Genomic DNA, 20,307 nt, shown 5'->3' on the forward strand with positions numbered 1-20,307 from the left:
AAGAGGTTGTCCCTTTTTTGCTTCCTTTGCAAAAAGGACTGACAACAATTCTTTCGGTATTTTTTCTTCAAAACCCAACCCTCTTCGGGCTAATACAAAAGCAGCAGATTGGTGTATGGACAAGCCATAGGTTTGTTGGTACTTCATTTTACCGATGAAACTCGAATAATAGGGCTTCACTTGTATGAGCGCGATATTTTCTTTAAAACAAGTAGAAATAAGTGTTTTTGTTATATTACTGTAAGAGAAATTGCTTGCCATTCGATTAAATGAAGCGTTCTTATTTTGTTGCAAGAACTTTAATTCTTCCATAGATAACGTATCTACGCCAAATGATTTCACCCACATTAGCATCTCTACTACCGTTTGTTGAATGATCCAATCACGTTTGTCTGCAGAAACGGTAGTAAGATCATGCATCCAAAATACTTTGGAAACTCTAAAATTACCATTCGGATAAACAATCGTAACGGAGAGGTTAGTAGGATTCACATCTAATCCAGCGATTCCTTTTTCAAAGGTAGGTTCACATGAGTTTTCTTCTTCAATTGCAAAATGTACCTCGTACTTATCCTTTCTTCGTAAAATACGAACGGAATAAGATTTGCCTGTTTCTAAATAAAAAGCCATAGAAAACACAAATTTATCAGGAAAATAAACCACAAAAGATAATCGATCGCCTCTTTTGTCACTAAAAGGATTTAATACCCGCATTTCGAAGAGGTTTTCTCCTAGGTAAGACAATTTAATGTTTTCGTTCCCGCCTTTGGATTTTTCTCCACGGGAATAAACCGCATTGCTTCTGGCGTCGCGCCATTCTTCTTTTGTTATTTTTTTATGTACTAACTCCTTAAACATCTGTTTAGACCCATCAACCATTTTGGGAACTGTCCCATTATCAAGGTGGTATTGATAATAATTATTTTGTTTCGTAAGTTTTTTTAATCTCGACTGCTTATACTTAATTTTTTCATCCTTATTCCTCTTTTTAGAATTGGCCAATTTATTAATTTGTTCATTTAATGTAGCTATTTTCGATTGATTTTGTTGTATGTAAGTAGGTAACAATTCTTTTTGAGAAGAAATCGATGCTTCTGCTTCAAGAAACGCATCTCTCATGTAACGTGAATTATTGATAAATAAAGGTTTTGCCATGTCTACAGCTTCTTTTCGATTTTTGCCTTCAAAAATTCGTTCACGTAGGTAACGTTTACCAGATTGAAACTTACGCATGATTTCATCCAACATAATCGTTTCAACATCATCGGATTTTTCCATTACACCGATATATGTAAACGTTAAAGAGCTTTTTTTCTTTGCCATGAGAGATGCACCTTCTTCAAACAGAACTGATGTTTGTATATGTTTTTATCTTATAAAAATCCATAAAATAATTCAATAAAAATGAAGAAAAAATTGTTAATATAAAAAACAATAAAACAGCGCGTTTTATTATTAAATGTTACTATTTGTTATATTTTTTAATTAACTGTTGTACCACCATAATCTCCATCATCACTTTAACATAAATATCCAATCTTTTATCTCTCTCAGAGTAATTTAACATCGACTTTTAAAACAATCTTGCTTTTTGACTATTTTGTGATTTGGGGTTGGTATTAGACTCATAAAAGAGCTTAGAAAGTTTTCTAAGCTCTTGTTGAAAGATTATGAAATTCTAATACAGTTTACTCAACTTTCTCAGTTTGGACATGATTAATCTGTAAATTCGCTTGACTCTTATCCCTAATAAAAAACACACTAGCAACTACTACTGAACCTAGCCACAAAAATAACAACCATCCTGTTAAAATTGGTATTGGTGATAGTTCAAAAACAGTGCGTCCTAATGCAGTTTGGATACCTATCAGAATAATCGATACCATCCACGTGATACTGCCAAAATGGATGAGCATTCTTTTATGTCTTTCATTCTTTATTTATTAATCAATAAATTATAAGACAAATGGAATTTTTTCTCAACAAACTCTTCTCCTTTTAAACATTTACTCCAATGAAAAATCACTCTTTGTTTACACAATATATAATCCACCTCGTAAGACAATTAAAAAGCATCACTATTATCAAAATAATGATGCTTTACACGATTTACTCCTTGAATAACTTAAGGTGTACTTTCCGTTACTTATTAGACTTGATCTCCTCAAGGATTTCTTCTAAATTTTGCATTGTTGTCTTAATATTTCGTTGATAAATATCAAGAATCAATTGTCCGTAAGTTGTGCCTGGTACGGCCCATTTTCCATTTAATCCAACCCATGTTGTAGCTATTCCTCTATTTACAAGATTGAATCGTGGATCGAGTAATGGATATTTATTTGGCAATGGCTTAGTAGAAGCATAAGCGAATAAATGTTGAAGATGGGCGAGTACACCGTCACTTGGAGTTTCAAAGCTTGCTCCCGGATTATTAGAACCTGTTGCTCCTAGCCCACTAAAATTGTTTTGTTCTGCTTTTACGTCTCCTGTAAATCTAAGAAAATTTGTTTCATTCATCGCTTGAGCAAACGCAATGTCACCTCTAATTCCGTAGTACTCTCCATATGTCGAATAATAATACCCTAGCTCGATTGCATTTGGATTTATTTGCTTGACGAACCGGTTCATGTCTTCAGGCGATAAATAAGTTGGACCTAGAATCGAATATTCTGAAGTGTTAGCTTGATCAGCATTTGTATTTTCTACAGGAATTGTTTCGTCATTTTGATTAGGTTTATTCTCGTTAACTGGCTTGGATTGATTTGAATTTGTCTCTTTCGTTCGCGAGGGGACCTCCCTCTGTTTTGCATCTATGTTTTCAGTTAAAATGAATGCATCGTTGATACCTGCATTTTTTATCACTGTTAGTTGTTTCTCTGCATTTTCCCGACTTGAAAAGGCACCAGCTTGGACACGATAAAAAGTATCTCCTGAGACAGTAGACGTATTAACAAACGACTCTATTCCTTTTGAACGTAAATAAGTGATACGTTCGACTGCATTTTCCTTTGACTTGAATGAGCCAGCGATGATTTTATATGAAGTAGAATTACTCGTAGTACTTGAATTACTTGCATTACCTGAATTACTTGAACCACCTTTTGTTCCTGATTTATCAGAAACACCTGCTGATTTACGTTTTAAATTAAATGCTTTGGCTAAACCATTTACATGACCTTGTGCTACTTTTTGACGCCATGAAGACTCTTTCATCAAGGACGCATCATGACTATTATCAATAAATCCATTTTCCGTTAAGATGGAAGGCATCGCTGTTGCACGTAAAACATGGAAATTCGCCTTTTTCTTTCCACGATTTTGCAGTTCGTTGACTTTGCTCACTTCTGAATGGATCAGATTTTGATATTTTGCTGAATTTGAAGAGCTAGATTGACTATAATGAATATAATCTTCATACCCTTGTGCAGAACCATTAGCAGCATTACAATGAAGCGATAAGAAATAATTGGCTCCCCAAGAATTGGCATCACTTGACCGCTGACTTAAGCTTCTAGTAGAATCGTTTGAACGACTCATTCTTACTTCTATATTTTCATAATCATTGAGTAAAATTGTTCTCATTTTAAGAGCAATATCCAACACAATATCCTTCTCTTTTATTCCTTGACCGACAGCACCTGGATCTGCACCACCATGACCTGGATCTAAATAAATTTTCACCATTACATTTCCTCCATTCTCTTTATATGATATTTCATTCATATTGTATTGAGAATTTAGCAATTCGTTTGGACACAACCCACTTTTACCATTTGTAGTCTATGCTTAAAAACGAAAAAATGCGATTCAAGTTATTCAATTACCACATCATTAAAATTGCGAAGAAATTGAAAAAACATTTATTTAGATACGCCTCTAGCCTTAGATGGAAATAATTCTTACGTTCGTTGTATGATTTTTACTTTTTACATAAAATGAACCTACCACTAAATACACAATTTAAGAAAGTAGGTATTTCATTGAAAAAACTCTTTATCATCTTATTTTTTATTATTGGTGTTTTTGTACTCATTATAACTAACACTTCTTGGTTATCATTTGGAGAGAAAAACAGCCAAGTTAAAGTTACGGATAAAATTGACATGATTGAAATTGATGTTTCTGGAGTAAGTACAACGATTATTCCTGTAAATCAAAACAATATAAGTACAGAGTACAATGGTAAGGGAAAAGTGACTGTTGAAGAAAGCGGAAATAAGATCGAGGTTCAATTTACATCTAAAAATTGGTTCAATATTTTTTCATTTTTTAAGAAAAATGACTTAACGATCTATATCCCAGAAGATTACAATCGAGATTTGGCAATCGATAGTGGCTCTGGAAGCCTACATTTTTCTGGTCAATCAAAAAATCATCCGATGCAAATCGATAACTTTTCACTAAATATGAGCTCTGGAAACGTTCAATTAAGTCATTTATCGACGAATCATTTTGAACAAGATGGCTCATCAGGAAATGTAACAATTGAATCGCTAACGACAAAAACGGGATCAATTAATATGAGCTCTGGAAATATGGATGTGAGGAAATACTCTGGTGACATAAAAGCCACATTATCATCTGGAAGACTAAAGCTGCAAATAGAAAATGTAACAGATGATATCGATCTTGAAGTGAATTCTGGTTATGCAATACTTGATTTACCTCAAGATGCAAACTTTGCATTGAATGGGAAAATAGGTAGCGGCGCAATCACGACTGATTTTCCGCTAATAGATTCAAAACGAGACAAACATAATATCGAAGGAATTCACGGTTCAGGTGAACATAACATCAATTTAGATGTACACAGTGGAAAGATTGAAGTAAATTGAACTACCTTATCTAAAATACCTAGATGAGTAGACAATGTTCTAATCATCTAGGTATTGATTTTTTCATAATGGACTTCCCTCAAATAAAAGTTAATCATTTTAGCTTTTTAAAGAGAAATTCACTCTTCATATAATCGATTTACTAGATCTTGCTAGCCATTATATAGGGGGTTCTTCATCAACAACTTACGGTCAGTTTTTAACCACCACCTCTTGATTCACAAGGTGGTGGTTTTTCTGACTGTTTAGAATAGATTAAAAAGCACATTATCCATGAGGTACTTTGATAATTTAACCTACTTTGACGCCCGAGCAGGAAGGGATTCCGGTGAAGTCACCTTGTCGTAGAAATCTACGAATTTGTCACGATCGTCGCTATCACGGTATGCCATTGCAACACGTGGATGTTCATTAAGTGCGCCTGAGATCATGTAAGGAATGATATAGCCCCATTCCCACTGTTGTCGCATTTCTAGCATGTGCTCCTCAATTACTCTAAGAACTGGCTTAATCTCATAGCTTGGTTTTTTTATGTAGCTAACGAGAAGCTCTGTATGACAGTTTCCAGCGGCACGGCCCATTCCATAAACAGACGAATCAAGGAAACTTACTCCATTTTGCATCGCACGTAATGTATTGGCGAATGCTAGCTGCATGTTGTTATGGGTATGAATGCCAAGCTGTTTATTAGGAAGCATCTCTTTAAACTTTTTCACTTGATGTTCAATATCCGATGGATCTAGGCTTCCAAAGGAGTCAACGATATAGACAACATTAACTGGACTTGCTTTTACTAATTCAAACGCTTCAATAAGCTGTTGTTCAGGTACACTTGATAAAGCCATAATGTTAAGTGAAGTCTCATAGCCTAAATCATGGAACATTTGTACAAGCTCAAGACCTTTGTCCACTTCACGAATATAGCATGCTACTCGAATCATATCTAAAACACTTTGCTCTCGTGGTAGAATGTCATTTGGGTCTACGCGCCCAATATCTACTAGAGCGGACAGCTTCGTGAACTTTTTCTCAGGGATAATTTCCTTCAAGAAGTTATCGTCAAGAAATCTCCATGGATTGGGCTCGGTTGCTTTAAGAAGCTTAGGTGAATTTTTATAACCAATCTCCATATATTCAACACCAGCTTCACTAAGACCGTTATACAAGTCTTGAACAAATTCGACACTAAAATCCCAATTATTAACCAACCCGCCATCACGGATTGTACAGTCTATAATATTGCTACGTTTTTCCATGGTCGTCACTTCCTCCTGTTTATCTCACAGTTACTTTTTTCGCTTTTTCGCTTTTATGCTTTTATGCATTAAAATATATATAATGATTTAAACACGACTCATTTACATGTGTCAATCTATTTTCCAAAAGGAAACAAATAATATTATTTTAGCCTTAAATCACTCCTACTAATCCCCCCTTTAATTTTCATTTTCTTAATTAAGAAAATGCTGTGACAGCCGTTCACTGCAATCCGAAATTATCTTCAGAAATTAATATCTTTCATCAGTTCAAATTGTTATCTTTTCACCTTCGTTCAGCAGTCACACCCAGCCATAAAATACATATAAGTATATAAAAGATGCCATGGGAAATACGTTTAGTTATTCAAGATGAATTTTAATATGTCTTAAAAGAATAAAATTGAGGCTATCAACTATGAGGTATGAATGCCAATTAATCTAGGATAAACCAAATTAAATAAACAAATGGTATGACACCAATTTAAACGTTAATGTGCAAACAATGACAAACTTAATAGTACGAAATTTTGGAACAGGAGTGCTGAGTAATGAAAAAAAGCAAGGAAGTATTAGAACTTCCCATAATTAGTATTTACGATGGAGAGCAGCTTGGAAAAGTCAAAGGTTTGATCATAAATCCCGAAAAATTTTCCGTCGATTTTTTTACAGTGGAACAAAAAAATTGGCAAGTAAGTGTAAAAGCAATTCCTTTTAAAAAGATCATTGGAATTGGAGAATCCGCGGTAATGGTTGAACAGAGTAATTCTGTTATTGACCTAAATGAGATTCCTTTTATCAATCAATTGATAAATAAACAAGTTCATTTAATTGATTCACAAGTTTTAACGAGAAAAGGTGATCTTTTAGGTAAAATTTCAGACTATTTTTTCAGTGATGAAACTGGTCAATTAGATACATTACTTATTAATTCGGAAAACAAAGAACTATTTTTCCCTATCGAAAATGTTTTATCTTTTGGTAAAGAGCGTGTTATTATAAATGATTCTTTACAAGAAATAAGCGAACAAATAATAAAAACGAGTGCAAAACACGAGAGTCCAACAGATAAGAAAGCTGCATTAACAGCAAAATTAATTGAACTTTTAAAAGCAAACCCTCTTTCCAAAGATATATTTAGTAAGAATGGCGAATTATTATTTGAAAAAGGTAGAATTTTAAACAATGAAGACATCTCAACTCTTAAAAATGAAAAGGCAAAAGTATCTATTGAAATTTCGTTGGATTTAAAGGAATAATCAGTACTTTATTTTGAATTAAATATGAGTACTCCCGCCACTTAATTTTCTAACGAAAATTTGAAGTGGGGGTTTCTAACGTATCGAACATTTCTGAACGCTTAACGTTAGTGGAGTTGACACAATGGTGTGCGATAAACACCCAACCCCTCTATCCCATTGGTCTTGCCGTTGGGACTTCTTTTACAGATTATTTGGTTTCACACAATTGTCTGCCTCGCTGTTATTTTTAGCTTGAACATTTTACGGTACGAAACCTTTCTCGTAACACCCTCATATGTTCGGTTATCAATGAACAATCTGTACAGGAATATTATACCATGAAAACAAATGTTTCACTACGTAAAAAGGCAAGAGTACCCCTCCCTACTCATTCCTTGAAGAAGGGAGGGGTACTCTTGCCTAAAATTGATAGATGTAATAGATTCCCTCAATATTCCTTCTCAAATCTTATTTCTTTTCCTACTATGTAGGGTAGAATTTTCAAAGTAATCAATAATAAGTATTATTTATCAATGAATAAAGCAAGTCTACACCATCACAAACATTTCATAACATAAAAAGGACGGACCTAGTATATTTTACTAGATTCGTCCTTTTATCTATTGATTGTCATTAATTTGCGATTGCTTTCTCATTTTTCTTCTGCCCAAGTTGTTGCTGTTTTTGTAAAAAATGTTCTTTTACAAACGGTATGATAAAGCGATCTCCACCCCAAATGTAAGCTCCTTTTCCTACGAATAATAATATGATTGCTGCTGTGAAAAGGATTGGATTAGTGCTTATTGTACCCGCTAATAGGAAGTTTAAATTCATAAACGCTGCTGCTAGTAATGCTGGGACGGTTGCAATTCCTACGATTAATCCAATACCAACTAGCAATTCTCCCCACGGGATAAGGATGTTAAAGATATTTACATTTGGTAAAGCGAAGCTCTCTAAGAAAGTCCCATACCAAGCTTGAACTGTCGGAGTTTCACCTGTCGCTTTTGCCAATGCTCCTTGTAAAAATCCACTAGCATCAAATCCACCTTGAACTTTATGCCAACCTCCCCCAATCCACTGAATTCCTAACCAAATTCGTAAGACTGTCCAAACTACACTTACTTTTTCGTTTTCCCACCATTTCATAATAGCTCAGCTCCTTTAGTCTTTTTATTTGTGAATTATTTCACAAGTTAAATTAAAAAAATATGATTAATTTCGGTTTATAATGTTGCGATATAACTTGTGAATTATTTCACATACACTTTACACTCTTAATGTACTCCTTTTTAAAGGTGATTGCAATAGATTTTCAAGATGTTCAAGGAGTTGTCATACGAAGGTGCCTGCCACTTCGAAAATGATCTACCGAATGTGGGCAGTTACAGGATAAAATCCATGCCCATTTTTATAAAACAATGCTTAAGGACCTTTTTCTCAATTCTATTTACTTTGTAATATTTCTCTTGGTACATAGCGCGAATAATACCTTTGATTTCCTCCTGCGTCTGTTCATCTTTTTGAAAATCTTTGAGAAAAAGATTTAATGGAACACTCCCCGCCACATCATGTAATGGTGGCTGAACGTAAGCAATTCCACCGTATTGTTTATAACCATTTCTTTCATAGAATTGCTTTCTTTTGATACAATCTGCTTTTTCTGCTTCTGAATGTACCATTTCTTCTGTTTCTGTTTCCAAGATGATCGTTCTCAACGAGTCATTCCCTGCTAAAATTGCATCTTCGTTTAATAAACTTTCTAATTCCACTAAAGTTTTTTCTCCTACTCCCATCCTTCTCATGCTAGGGTTTGTTACTAAGTAAACAATAAACCCTGAATTTACTTCAGCTAAATAATGAGCTGTTGCAAAAGAAACAAGCTCGTCTTTTTCAAAACCAACTAAAAAGTGAAAATTATTCGGAAAGCTACTTTTCGCATAATGAAGCCCTTGCATGAATACTTCATGGGACTCTCGCACTTCAATTGGAAATGTCTGATCATATAATTTCAAAGCATTTTCTAGGTTGCTTAAATGGTCATCTGTTATTTCTCCCCATCTAATTGTCATAAACGCACCACCCTTTGATTTAATGTTTATCAAAAATAACACATACTCTTAATCATCGATTTAACAATGCTAAAACCGAAAAAAAGACGAAAGATTAAATTCGTCCCGTTATCTATCCTTCTATTTGAATAATGTGCCCATCAAAACGAAACCATTATTTTCATGGTAACTACGTCTTTGGATTATAGCAGCATACTTCTTATTTCAGTTCATACTTACCTTTTTATCTAAAACATCATGAACTCGATGTAGCACAATCGCCCCAAGTCCCTGTATAACCGTCTTCACTACCAATTGCCCAATGATTGCTGCCGGAACGGCTTCCCATGGTAAGAAATTTGCACCGATTGGACTTAAGCCAATAATAACAAACACAACAGAATCTAAAAATCCGCCTACTAAACCACTATAGAAAACTCTCAAACTCATCGGCAATTTTAGACGTGAATAGATCTCAGTATCAGTCGTTTCAGCTAATAGAAATGAAATAGCCGAGGCAAAAACAATGATTAATGTATCGCCTAATAAAAAGGAAACGACCGCAGAAAGCAGTAACGCTATTCCAATTAACAAATACGTCTTTTTTCTACCGTATTTGTTTTGGACAAGATCACGAAAAATAAAGGTTGCACCAATTAATAATGTACCCATTGGGACAATAAAAACCCAAAATTTTAACGGCGCGAATGCAGCAGTTATGACGTTTGCTAAAATAATTGAAACTAAATATAATACTATTCTCATCTTTACCTCTCACCTTAATCTTTGAATTAAGCCACAAAAATAAAAAACAACACCAAAGAGAAGTGTTGCTTCACCTTAGTTTTTTAAAGAGGGTAGCTAGAACCTCTACCGCTTATAGCGGATATTATCATTTACTAGCGTAATAATACCTCATTTTTCGACAAATTGCTATTCGAATGAATGATTTAGGGCAATTTTGAAAACATTTGAACAAAAGAACTGAAGCTGGATTTCGTGCGCTTATCCATAGTCCAAGAATTTTTGGGTGTATCTGATGTGCTGTTCTATTATTGTTTTTTATAAACATGCAACATCAATGGTTAAGAACCCTTTAAACAACAAAAGTGAACTATTTTTGGTTTTCCTAAAGGTTAATAGTAAAAACTAAGTTTACAATACCGGGCGTGCAGAGTATGATATGGAAGTACTTTGAGTTATTTGATGGTAAGGAGTTGAGCTTTTATGAGTAGTGGAAGTACCAACGAACCAGAACCCGGATCGATCAAAGAGGAAGTCATTATCAAACCAATCCTCTTAAGGTTGAATACTGATAAAAATTCAACTCTTTATGTATGGCCGGCCTACTTTTGATTTCCTCCTAAACATGAGGAGGTATTTATTATGAAAAAAATTTATTTAACGAATGAGAATGGAATACTTCAAGAAACAACGGACATTAGCAACGGTTGCTGGGTTAACTTAGTATCTCCAACAGAACAAGAAATTCACGAAGTAGCCGATAAATTGCAAATTCCTTTGGACTTTTTAAAGGACCCGTTAGACGAAGAGGAACGGTCAAGAATTGAAAAGGACGATGACAATATTCTCATCATTGTCAATATACCTTTAGTAACGAAGGATGAAAATGACATCCCCATTTATGATACGATTCCATTAGGGATGGTTATCACGAACAATTGCTTTATAACGGTATGTTTAAAGGATAATCCTATTTTTCACTTATTTGTCCAAAATAAAGTAAAACAATTTTTCACATACAAGAAAACAAGATTTTCACTGCAAATTCTCTATTTGATGGCAACTACTTTCCTCAAATACCTAAAGCAAATTAGTAAGCAGACAGATACCATCGAGAAGGAACTACATCAATCAATGAAAAATAAAGAGCTATTTTCCTTGTTGAATTTAGAAAAAAGCTTAGTTTATTTCACTACTTCGTTAAAATCGAACAATATTGTGATGCAGAAAATGTTAAAAAGTAATTATTTAAAAATGTATGAAGATGACCAGGACTTGCTAGAGGATGTTATTATCGAAAATCAACAAGCCATCGAAATGGCGGAAACACATACATCAATATTAAGTGGTATGATGGATGCCTTTGCATCTGTCATTTCAAATAATGTAAACATTGTGATGAAGTTTTTAACCTCCATTACAATTATTATGGCTTTACCGACAATGGTTGCAAGCTTTTATGGAATGAATGTTCCCATTCCATTTCAAGACTATCCATATTCATTCCTAATTGCCATCATCATCTCTTTTATATTATCAAGTATTACCGCAATCATCTTCTGGAAAAAGAGGTTCTTTTAAAAATCTAAAAATCATCATTGAGCAAATTTTTGTACGTCATTCTAAGTCGAATGGCGTTTTCTTGTTTCCCATGAATCTCCGAGCTGGGGTTTTACTTCCTTTAAAAATGGGATAAAAGAAGTTTGTCTTACAATTGAAGCCAATAAAATGTGTTTTCTACAGGAGCACAAAATGAATTTTTTGATTACTAGAAACGAAATTGATACAATAAACGTGTCTAAGAAATTATGTGTTACTTTATACAAATCGATGTCCACTAGGAACAGCTCATCATTTATATTTGATTCCATATCGAGGTCAACCAAAATTTAGTAATAAAGGAGAAAAAACATGTCAAATGCTGATCATGAAATTTTAGTTAATAAAGCCATCGCTAATGCCCCTGAGTGGCTAAAATGGGACATTGAAACAATCGTAAAAGATTCAAACAGTAGGATTAGAATAAGTCAGGCAATTTCTGAACTACATGAAAAATATACATTTAATTTTACCCATCTTTTTGCAGCGATGGGGCATAATACAGAGTGGATTGTTATCTCTCGTGAAAGATTGAACTTTATTGATAACAATATCGACTTAATCCAGTTTATGATTAAGAAAATTCAGCAACAGTAAATAGATTTAACACAAAACCTTATGCACTTCATACTTAACGAGCATTTCACTCATTTACATACATAATAATCGTTGGATTATTTCCAAACTGAAAAGGGATTAGGAATGGTAGGCAGGTCGAAACTTGCATCCTCCTCCTTATATCCCCTTTCATCACCTTTGCTTAAGAATGCAATGGACATAAAAACAAGGACGTCATCATGAAAAATAGATTACTACTCTTCTCCTGTAGTAATCTATCTTTTTATCTTCCTATCACACATCGTTCCTATTTTCCAGAAATACCTTCATTCGGAAAATCCATAAAAAATATGCCATGCACCCGCAGCGTTTGCACTAGCTTCCAATGTTGTGCTAAACAATCGATTTGTTTTGATTGATCGGTATTTAATTGGTACAATAAACTTATCAATTCCTTACATCATAATGATGTATAGTTTCCATTCGTTACAAAATGCATAACACGACAGTAAGTTTGCTAAACAACCTATTTTTTTAGTCGAAGGAGAATTCAACATGTCAAACGAAGAATATGAAGTTTTAGTTAATAAAGCCATTGATAATGCCCCAAACTGGTTAAAAGCTGATGTTGAAATGATTGTAGAAGATGCAAATAGTAACAATAGAATAAGTTATGTGATTTCTGAGCTTTATAAAAGATACACGTTCAATTTCACACATCTTTTTGCTGCGATGAATCAAAATTCCGAATGGACAATTACGTCACGTGAAAGATTAAACTTTATCGATAACAATATCGACTTAATCCAGTTTATGATTAAGAGAGTTCAACTATAAGAGCTATATCTATAAAAAAGAACGGTTTATTTTTCTATAAATTTCCAATATGGATAGGTTGAGGTTTACTCTTCCTGCCCTTTTTTATGCCATTTTGCTAATTAAGAAAAGCGCAAGCGCCTTGATCAGCAAAATGGCAAATAAGACGCTCTTGAATAGAAAGTGTTTTTTACCTTCAATTCAAGAGTGACTTAGACCCAAGAGGGGCTAGGACGCTTGCGCTGGACAATTCTCGAAGCCTAAACTTATAAATTTTGATATTATAAAAAATGTCGCAACTAAAATGTAGCTGCGACATCGATGGTTCCTACTAATGCTTCCGATTAAGACAAAAATAACGCTCCATAACCCATTGCCCCGATAATAACAAAAGCTGGATGGACCTTCCACTTTTCTAATAAGAAAAAACTAACAATTATTAAGATGAGCGTTTGCCATGTTCCCGTATCTTTATACGATGTAAAAAAGAAATTAAATGCCATTACCCCTAATAATACTGCAATCACTGGTCTAATAAAATTTGTCATTCTTTTTACCTTTGGTGATTCCTTGTATTTATATAAAAAACTTAAGAGTGCAATCATTAAAATGAGTGATGGTGCGACTGTAGCAAAAACCCCAACAAACCCTCCTAATACACCAGCTTGCTGATAGCCAATATACCCAGCCATCTTTGTTGCAATCGGGCCTGGAAGTGCATTTCCTAGAGCTAATACTTCACTGAATTCATTTAGATTCATCCAACCATATCGATCGACAACCTCATTTTCTATTAAAGGGATCGAAGCAGGACCACCTCCGTAACCTAAAATTCCTGGAATGAAAAAGGCTAAGAATAGTTCCCAATAAATCACGTTGCATCCTCCCTTTTTGTCTCCCCTACTTCTTCTGCTGGTTTATCCTTTTTTAAGATTGCAGCAAGCAGCAGACCTATAATTAATATCGCAGGGTGTAATCCAGCTATTTCCATTAATGAAAAACTTAAAGCAATCAAAATAATCGCCTTTCCCCATCCGAGAGATGCTTTTGATTTTTTAAAAAAATCCCATGTTAACACAGCCAACATCACTCCAACAACCGGTACAACTGCAGCAGTCATCCCCTGTACCCATGGTAACTCTCTAATAGAAGAGATTGTTGTTAATAATACAATCATTAAGATAATGGTCGGGAGAATCGTTGAAAGTGTTGCATTAATCAATCCGATAATCCCTGCTACTCGGTACCCAATATACCCCGCCATTTTTGTTGCAATTGGTCCCGGTAATGTATTTCCCAAAGCTAGGATGTCTGCAAATTCATCATCATTCATCCATTTATACTTTTCAACGACTTCCTTATGTACAAGCGGAATGGACGAAGGTCCACCACCATAGCCCAACATCCCAACCCGAAAGAATGCTAAAAATAATTGAAGCTGTTTCATCCTATCAACCTTTTCTACATATTTTACAAAAGTACTACTGAATGGTGAACATCGATTATCCATTCTTATGTCCTTACCAATATGATCTTTTGCAATAGTTCTTTTTTATCTACTTCGCTTTCTCGCTATATCTTTTTCAATATTTTTTGACCTGTTTGTGCCTCGATAAATGCTATTTCCCCTTCTAATAATGGAAAACTCGGAACATATGTCAATGTATAATGTGATTCGTGATTTTCTAAATATTCCTGCGTCCATTCAAGCTTAATCGTAAATGCACGTTGATAAATTTCTTTGGTCTCGACTTCTGTGATTGCTGGCTGAGTGTTAACGCTGACTAAGAGTTCGGGATCTAGTCCTGGGCTCATATAATGATCAATCTTCCCAGTTGTCCGATTAACACTTATCATCGCTGCCCCAACTCTAATCGGTATCTCTTTATGAAAAACACGAAACTCATAGTGGAAATGGTTGCTTCCTTCCTCATTACCTTCTTTTGCTACCACTAAACGGAAAATTTGATTTGCTAAAGGGTAGAGATGAAATAACATTTGAAGGGCCAACTCTTTGCATTCCAAATAATCAAGCAACAAATTCCCTTTTCGGTTAAGAAATGAATACATACTATGTAGATTACCAGATTCATTGTCATGCATCAATTTCAAAGTGTAATCATTTCTTCGATGGAAAAATCCATCTATTGTTAAATCATCCTGTAGCTCACTGCTTCCAGCTTTTGTCCTCCAGACACTTCCAGTAACATTTCCTAAATCTACTTCACGAATTTTTTCAAACGATTGCTCATCAAAGCCTATTAAGTCATTAAGTTGTTCTTGATTTTCTTTAGGACGAAAAATACATTCAAGTGATTCACTTCTTTCATCTTCTTCATCATCACTATACTCGTCCCTATGTCCATCAGCTGGATAAGAATAAAATGGAAGTGAAGGCTCATATACGAGATGTAGCTGACTATCACCATCAACATATAATTCACTGCTGATTTCTGTAATTTGCAAGTCCATGTTTAGTTCTGTCAAAAATTTCTCCTTTATCACTTCTTTTTCAACAAGCATTTCAGGGTATTGGATATTTATAGCTTCTCCATAATAACGAAATTCGGTGATTTCTCCTGATTTGGCTATAGTAAGGAAAAAACCTGAAAAAGGAAGAGGTAATTCAAGCGCCATCGAGACATACGAAAGCCTGTAAGTCCCTTCCTCGAGCTGATTCCATTTTTCAAGAGTGAATTGATTTTCTGCATATGGATAGTGATGATTTACGAATTCTAAAGCTCTTTTTTTCAATTGTTCCTCTGAAAAATTTGAAAATCCCTTTTTAGTAGACCATACATCTCTACTTAAATTCAGCAAACTCCCATCATTAGCAAGCTCAATCCAAATTCCAAGCTCCTCGCTCTCTTTCTTCTTCCATGCGAAAACGGCAACCCCTGCATCTTGATTATAATCCTCAATCTCCGCTTCATACTCATCATCTACATGTCCGATTTGCAATGCGATCACTCTTAATTCGTCTATTGACATATCATTTTCACCCACTCTCCTATTTAACCTCTTACACTTACACTTCGAGATTGAAGTTTCTTATCCACTATTATCTAGTTTAACATTATTTGGACCTTTCCCAATTATGTATTCCCACATATAATTACTTGCTGGGAGGTGCAAATGAATGGCTGAAATAAAACAATTTATCTTCTTTGACTTTGAAATGCTCTGTTCTGACAAAGGTATGGCTTTTGAACATATGGAGGCCATTCGTTTAGGCGCTGTAAAATATGATCTTGAAACAGAAAGCATTTCATATTTTGATCGATTTATCCGACCTGAAAATCGTGAGCCTCTATCAGATTTTTGTAAATCATTAACTCAGATAGAAGATAGTAATTTAGTTGATGCAAGTGATTTTAAAGTCGTCTTTGATGATTTTCTAGTATGGGTTGGTGGAGTGAAAAAATCTCGTTATTTTTCTTGGTCTCCTAGCGATTTGTCACGATTGAAAATTGATGCAGAAAAACACGGTCTTCCATTTCGTACCATTGATAAGATTAAAAAGCGTTACATTGATTTTCAAGCTATTTTTAATAAAAGAGTGGCGAAGGGAAATATTTCTGTTGAAGATGCACTGACTTTATATGGAATGGAATTTATCGGAGAAAAACATAACCCGATGTATGATGCCTATAACACTTTACGAATCTATTTAAGCTTTTTAAATGAGCCCGTGCAATCCGATTTGATTATGCTAAAGCGATTCATTTTTGAAGAAGAAGTCCCACTCGAAACGGATCAAATAAATTTGAACTTGAACAATTATATAAGACAAGATGCGGCATTAATAACTGGACAATTACGGGAAGTATCTCGAATGAGAAACGCTAAAAAATTACTAAAACCCGTTAGAAGAATCGTTGAAAAATATGAAAATGTCCTAATTAATCGCTCTGGATTATTTTCTGAGGAGAATGTTTTACAAGCAAGCATTTTAGTAACTTTTTATCACGAGTTACAATTTTCATATAATGAACATTTCTCGTATTCTTCTAAAATTATTCTTTTCGATGAATACATGTTCCAACCATTAAAACAGCTTGCTATGAAGAAAAGTTTGAAAGCAAGCGAATAAAAGGGAAACACAAAATATCGACTTTTCGATTATTTGAGTCTCCCTTATCTTAGTAACTGTTTGTACTTTCTTCACTGAAGGTAATCCCAGTTTTTCACAAGTACTGATTAGCCCAATCTACTATTCTAACTCGCTTGAGAATAAGCTTGCTTGTATGCTTTCTTTTTCCCGTGTAGTAAATAATATAAAAAGATACATCCAAATACAACTATAGCCAACGTCATATACAATCCACGAAAACCAACTAGGGGAATGATTGCCCCTAATAGAAAAGGTCCAATCCCCGTCCCTGCATCGAAGAATATGAAAAAGGTTGAGGTGGCAAGTCCAACTCGATGCCGTGGAGATTCCTTAATGGCAATTGCCTGACAGCATGACTGCAAAGTCCCGAATCCGAGTGCAATGAGCGCTCCTGCTAAAAGAAGCGTAAAACCATGTTCTGCTTGGCTAATGATGATTAACCCAATCCCAAATAGTATAATTGCTGGAAAAATAACAATATTATCGCCTTTTTTATCTAAGATCCGACCAGTGAATGGTCTTGAAATTAAGAGAAATATAGCATAGACGATAAAATAGAAACTTGCTGCGTCTACTAAATTAATTTCATTCGCATATGTAGCAAGAAACGACAGAATACCCGAGTAAGAAAAACCAATGATGGCGATAACGATTGAAATAGGAAGGGCACCTTTTTCGAAAAAGTCTGTCAATTTAAACCCCTTCATCTCATCAAGCTGTGCTTTTGTGATGTTCGCTTCAGGGATTTGTGCAAATAACGAGATGATAATACTAATAACAGTACATAGAGTACATAATACAAAAATCATTGTAAAGCTTGCATGCTGACTAATAAAAAGACCAATGAAGGGACCAATTGCAGTTGCAAGAGTGATGCTAAGTGAATAATAGCTTGTTCCTTCTCCGCGACGTTCATTCGGAATAATATCCATTACAACAATTGACATCGCTGTCGTAGCCAATCCAAATGCCGCGCCATGAATAAAACGAACCAACAATAATAAGCTAATGTTTTCGACTGTAAAATACAACAGTGAAGCAATCAAGAATAGAACTAATCCACCGAAAAGCATTTTTTTACGACCAATTCTTTCAATGTATTTTCCCGAAAATAGGCGTAGAATGAGCGCGCCGATGATGAAGATACTAGAGGCAAGACCAGCCATGCTTTGTGAGGCGCTAAATTCTTGGATAGCATAAACGGTTAACGTAGTCATTAATAGGTAAAAGGTTAACGCAATGAAAAAGCTAGCTGCGGAAAGAATGATAAAATCCTTCGTCCATAATTTTGTTTTACTCATTTTTACAATCTCCAATTTCAAAGTGTAGTTTCTTGATTTGGGTATGCAAAGACTTCCGCAATCTCCTTTCATAATCTTCGTATCAATTAGATCGCGTACAACTAGAATGTCTACATAGCAATACCCATTTAAATGATTCAATAATTAGTTTATTACCAATTTAAGTTATTTGACTGTAAATTTAACATTATACTTTTTTTCAGAATTGTCAATCAACTAAACTTACAAATAAACTGGAAAATAAATGAATATTTTAGCGCATAATGAATTGTACCATTTGATTCATGCTAAATCACCTAGACCTGACTGGCTACGTTTTAATCATTCTTCAAGTAGGTATCGATTAAGATATTCTTAATGACCAAAAGGAGATAGATAATATTTTTGACTTACCTACTAGTATGAGTAGAAAATTACTTGCTGAACGACGTTCTCTTACAAGTGTTTCAAATGTTGACATGATATTCCCCCTTTATATGATGCAAAATCTTTATAACCTTTATTTTTTATAATCTCTAATTGCTTTAAAAATCTAGATTTCGAGACATCTTATTAAAAAATTAAGAATAACCAAATTTACTGTACATTCCGATTTAAATTACTCAATTGATCTTGAATTCTGTTCACTCTAAAAATAAATGTGCTGGAGTGATTCTTAATCTTTTTTTAGTCAAGAAAAATGTGTCTAGTTTATGACTGAATAAAAATAGTGATTTATATAATAACTATACTTATCTATAAAAAAATAATGCAAAGACTATCAACTCTTAACTTTATTAAAGTAAAAAACAGAAAGGGAATATAAGTTATTATTAATAACCAACTCCAACAACTTTTACTAACTTACTAAATTGCGACCATAGTTTTTCAGGAACAGCGAGTAATTAAAAAAACTAATATCTCACATTCCAGATATTAGTTTTTTGGTTTTATTATGAAATTATCAGTATTCATCATGTTTCCTCAATTATTGGAAACTTATATACAGTTAGACAAGTGGATGGTTAAATTATTATAAAAGTGGATGGTTATTTTTCAAGAAAAAAGCTTTATTATGATAAGGATTACCTCATGTAATACAATTACTTTAGAACATAAAGGGATGAAAAATATGACATGGACGTTTGTGCTAATGTTAATTCTTGTGAGTTTAGCTAAAATTTTATTGACGTGTCTTCCAACCTCTGTTGTGGAATGGATTCTCGGCAAATTTGAAATACATCCAACGCTTAGTGACACGATGGACACTGTAACCATCGACGGAAAACGCTTGGAAGGTGAAGAAAAAAATCAAGTTATTAATCATTTTAATCAAGCGTTATTTTTAGAGAAGCATTCTTTTCCTCCAGAGAACAGTGGAACTCCTATAGTTATTGATACGAAAATGGGAAAAAACAATGTTAGGCTTTTTGTGTATTGTTACAACGATCACGTTGATGTAATCAAAACATACAAAAAGAAAGAAATCGCATATCGTCTGCGTTCCGATAGTCTTCAGAAACGTTCTAGTTTCGTAACTGAGGAGTTAGTTTAATAGTTACCTAAAGTTGATAAAGTCCTTTCATTAATTAAAAAAGGGCTAATTGCTATTATTAATGACTGTTTTCGCAGACTTTGTTGCTACTGTCATATAGAGTGCCATCAACAGTGACCGGTTTGGCTCCATTTTCCTTGATTCGGGCTTCTAACCCATGAACAGAATCGCAAGCGCCTTGATCAGCCTAAGGCAATCAGGAATAGAAGGGATTTTTCACCTTCAATTTCTGATTGCCTTAGACCTAAGAGGGACCGG

The 20,307-nt window shown here is 34.3% G+C and carries 19 protein-coding genes and 1 riboswitch; of the genes, 8 read left to right on the forward strand and 11 right to left on the reverse strand.

The window, feature by feature from the left end; all coding sequences use genetic code 11:
- The 3 genes from K9V48_RS10310 to K9V48_RS10320 form a co-directional block, all read right to left on the reverse strand.
- A partial coding sequence (locus tag K9V48_RS10310) for an SSO2105 N-terminal domain-containing protein (RefSeq protein WP_224138922.1) occupies positions 1–1,323 on the reverse strand: 1,323 nt, incomplete at its 3' end.
- 365 nt (positions 1,324–1,688) lie between these two features.
- The gene (locus K9V48_RS10315; protein ID WP_224138923.1) at positions 1,689–1,886 is read right to left on the reverse strand and encodes a hypothetical protein; all 198 of its coding nucleotides are present in this window, start codon (positions 1,884–1,886) and stop codon (positions 1,689–1,691) included.
- Between the two features lie 256 nt (positions 1,887–2,142).
- Complete coding sequence (locus K9V48_RS10320; protein ID WP_224138924.1) at positions 2,143–3,684, reverse strand: N-acetylmuramoyl-L-alanine amidase; 1,542 nt, start codon at positions 3,682–3,684, stop codon at positions 2,143–2,145.
- A gap of 296 nt (positions 3,685–3,980) precedes the next feature.
- Here K9V48_RS10320 and liaG point away from each other — a divergent pair, with 296 nt between their 5' ends.
- Positions 3,981–4,835, forward strand: a complete 855-nt coding sequence (gene liaG / locus K9V48_RS10325; protein ID WP_224138925.1) for a LiaG family protein — start codon at positions 3,981–3,983, stop codon at positions 4,833–4,835.
- A gap of 296 nt (positions 4,836–5,131) precedes the next feature.
- Here liaG and K9V48_RS10330 read toward each other — a convergent pair whose 3' ends face one another.
- The gene (locus tag K9V48_RS10330) at positions 5,132–6,091 is read right to left on the reverse strand and encodes an aldolase catalytic domain-containing protein (RefSeq protein ID WP_224138926.1); all 960 of its coding nucleotides are present in this window, start codon (positions 6,089–6,091) and stop codon (positions 5,132–5,134) included.
- A 551-nt stretch (positions 6,092–6,642) separates the two neighbouring features.
- Here K9V48_RS10330 and K9V48_RS10335 point away from each other — a divergent pair.
- Positions 6,643–7,350 carry a PRC-barrel domain-containing protein gene (locus tag K9V48_RS10335; RefSeq protein ID WP_224138927.1) on the forward strand — a complete coding sequence of 236 codons (708 nt, stop codon included), beginning with the start codon at positions 6,643–6,645 and terminating at the stop codon, positions 7,348–7,350.
- A gap of 615 nt (positions 7,351–7,965) precedes the next feature.
- On the opposite strand, the gene K9V48_RS10340 is transcribed toward K9V48_RS10335, so the two are convergent.
- The 3 genes from K9V48_RS10340 to K9V48_RS10350 form a co-directional block, all read right to left on the reverse strand.
- Entirely contained in the window at positions 7,966–8,481 is a 516-nt protein-coding gene (locus tag K9V48_RS10340) for a DoxX family protein (protein ID WP_224138928.1), read from the reverse strand.
- 236 nt (positions 8,482–8,717) lie between these two features.
- Positions 8,718–9,404 carry a GNAT family N-acetyltransferase gene (locus K9V48_RS10345; RefSeq protein WP_224138929.1) on the reverse strand — a complete coding sequence of 229 codons (687 nt, stop codon included), beginning with the start codon at positions 9,402–9,404 and terminating at the stop codon, positions 8,718–8,720.
- Positions 9,405–9,608: 204 nt separating this feature from the next.
- Positions 9,609–10,148 carry a VUT family protein gene (locus K9V48_RS10350; RefSeq protein WP_224138930.1) on the reverse strand — a complete coding sequence of 180 codons (540 nt, stop codon included), beginning with the start codon at positions 10,146–10,148 and terminating at the stop codon, positions 9,609–9,611.
- Positions 10,149–10,217: 69 nt separating this feature from the next.
- A riboswitch (PreQ1 riboswitch) is annotated at positions 10,218–10,260 on the reverse strand.
- A 350-nt stretch (positions 10,261–10,610) separates the two neighbouring features.
- On the opposite strand from K9V48_RS10350, the gene K9V48_RS29050 reads away from it, so the two are divergent.
- The 4 genes from K9V48_RS29050 (at position 10,611) to K9V48_RS10365 (ending at position 13,121) form a co-directional block, all read left to right on the forward strand.
- Positions 10,611–10,739 carry a hypothetical protein gene (locus tag K9V48_RS29050; RefSeq protein WP_263432793.1) on the forward strand — a complete coding sequence of 43 codons (129 nt, stop codon included), beginning with the start codon at positions 10,611–10,613 and terminating at the stop codon, positions 10,737–10,739.
- A 30-nt stretch (positions 10,740–10,769) separates the two neighbouring features.
- Complete coding sequence (locus K9V48_RS10355) at positions 10,770–11,708, forward strand: magnesium transporter CorA family protein (protein WP_224138931.1); 939 nt, start codon at positions 10,770–10,772, stop codon at positions 11,706–11,708.
- 330 nt (positions 11,709–12,038) lie between these two features.
- The gene (locus K9V48_RS10360; protein WP_224138932.1) at positions 12,039–12,323 is read left to right on the forward strand and encodes a hypothetical protein; all 285 of its coding nucleotides are present in this window, start codon (positions 12,039–12,041) and stop codon (positions 12,321–12,323) included.
- Between the two features lie 516 nt (positions 12,324–12,839).
- Complete coding sequence (locus K9V48_RS10365; RefSeq protein WP_224138933.1) at positions 12,840–13,121, forward strand: hypothetical protein; 282 nt, start codon at positions 12,840–12,842, stop codon at positions 13,119–13,121.
- 323 nt (positions 13,122–13,444) lie between these two features.
- Here K9V48_RS10365 and K9V48_RS10370 read toward each other — a convergent pair whose 3' ends face one another.
- The 3 genes from K9V48_RS10370 to K9V48_RS10380 form a co-directional block, all read right to left on the reverse strand.
- Entirely contained in the window at positions 13,445–13,975 is a 531-nt protein-coding gene (locus tag K9V48_RS10370) for a chromate transporter (RefSeq protein WP_224138934.1), read from the reverse strand.
- Positions 13,972–14,547, reverse strand: a complete 576-nt coding sequence (locus K9V48_RS10375) for a chromate transporter (protein ID WP_224138935.1) — start codon at positions 14,545–14,547, stop codon at positions 13,972–13,974. The genes K9V48_RS10370 and K9V48_RS10375 overlap by 4 nt, the downstream gene beginning before the upstream one ends.
- Positions 14,548–14,672: 125 nt before the next feature.
- Complete coding sequence (locus K9V48_RS10380) at positions 14,673–16,091, reverse strand: YcdB/YcdC domain-containing protein (RefSeq protein ID WP_224138936.1); 1,419 nt, start codon at positions 16,089–16,091, stop codon at positions 14,673–14,675.
- Positions 16,092–16,239: 148 nt separating this feature from the next.
- Here K9V48_RS10380 and K9V48_RS10385 point away from each other — a divergent pair, with 148 nt between their 5' ends.
- Positions 16,240–17,193, forward strand: a complete 954-nt coding sequence (locus K9V48_RS10385) for a 3'-5' exonuclease (protein WP_224138937.1) — start codon at positions 16,240–16,242, stop codon at positions 17,191–17,193.
- A 125-nt stretch (positions 17,194–17,318) separates the two neighbouring features.
- On the opposite strand, the gene K9V48_RS10390 is transcribed toward K9V48_RS10385, so the two are convergent.
- Positions 17,319–18,515: an MFS transporter gene (locus K9V48_RS10390; protein WP_251526278.1), complete on the reverse strand. Its 1,197-nt coding sequence runs from the start codon at positions 18,513–18,515 to the stop codon at positions 17,319–17,321.
- 1,111 nt (positions 18,516–19,626) lie between these two features.
- On the opposite strand from K9V48_RS10390, the gene K9V48_RS10395 reads away from it, so the two are divergent.
- On the forward strand, positions 19,627–20,049 hold the full coding sequence (locus K9V48_RS10395; RefSeq protein ID WP_224138938.1) for a YfmQ family protein: 423 nt from the start codon (positions 19,627–19,629) through the stop codon (positions 20,047–20,049).
- The last annotated feature ends 258 nt before the right edge of the window (positions 20,050–20,307 follow it).

The sequence above is a fragment of the Metabacillus rhizolycopersici genome, assembly GCF_020075705.1.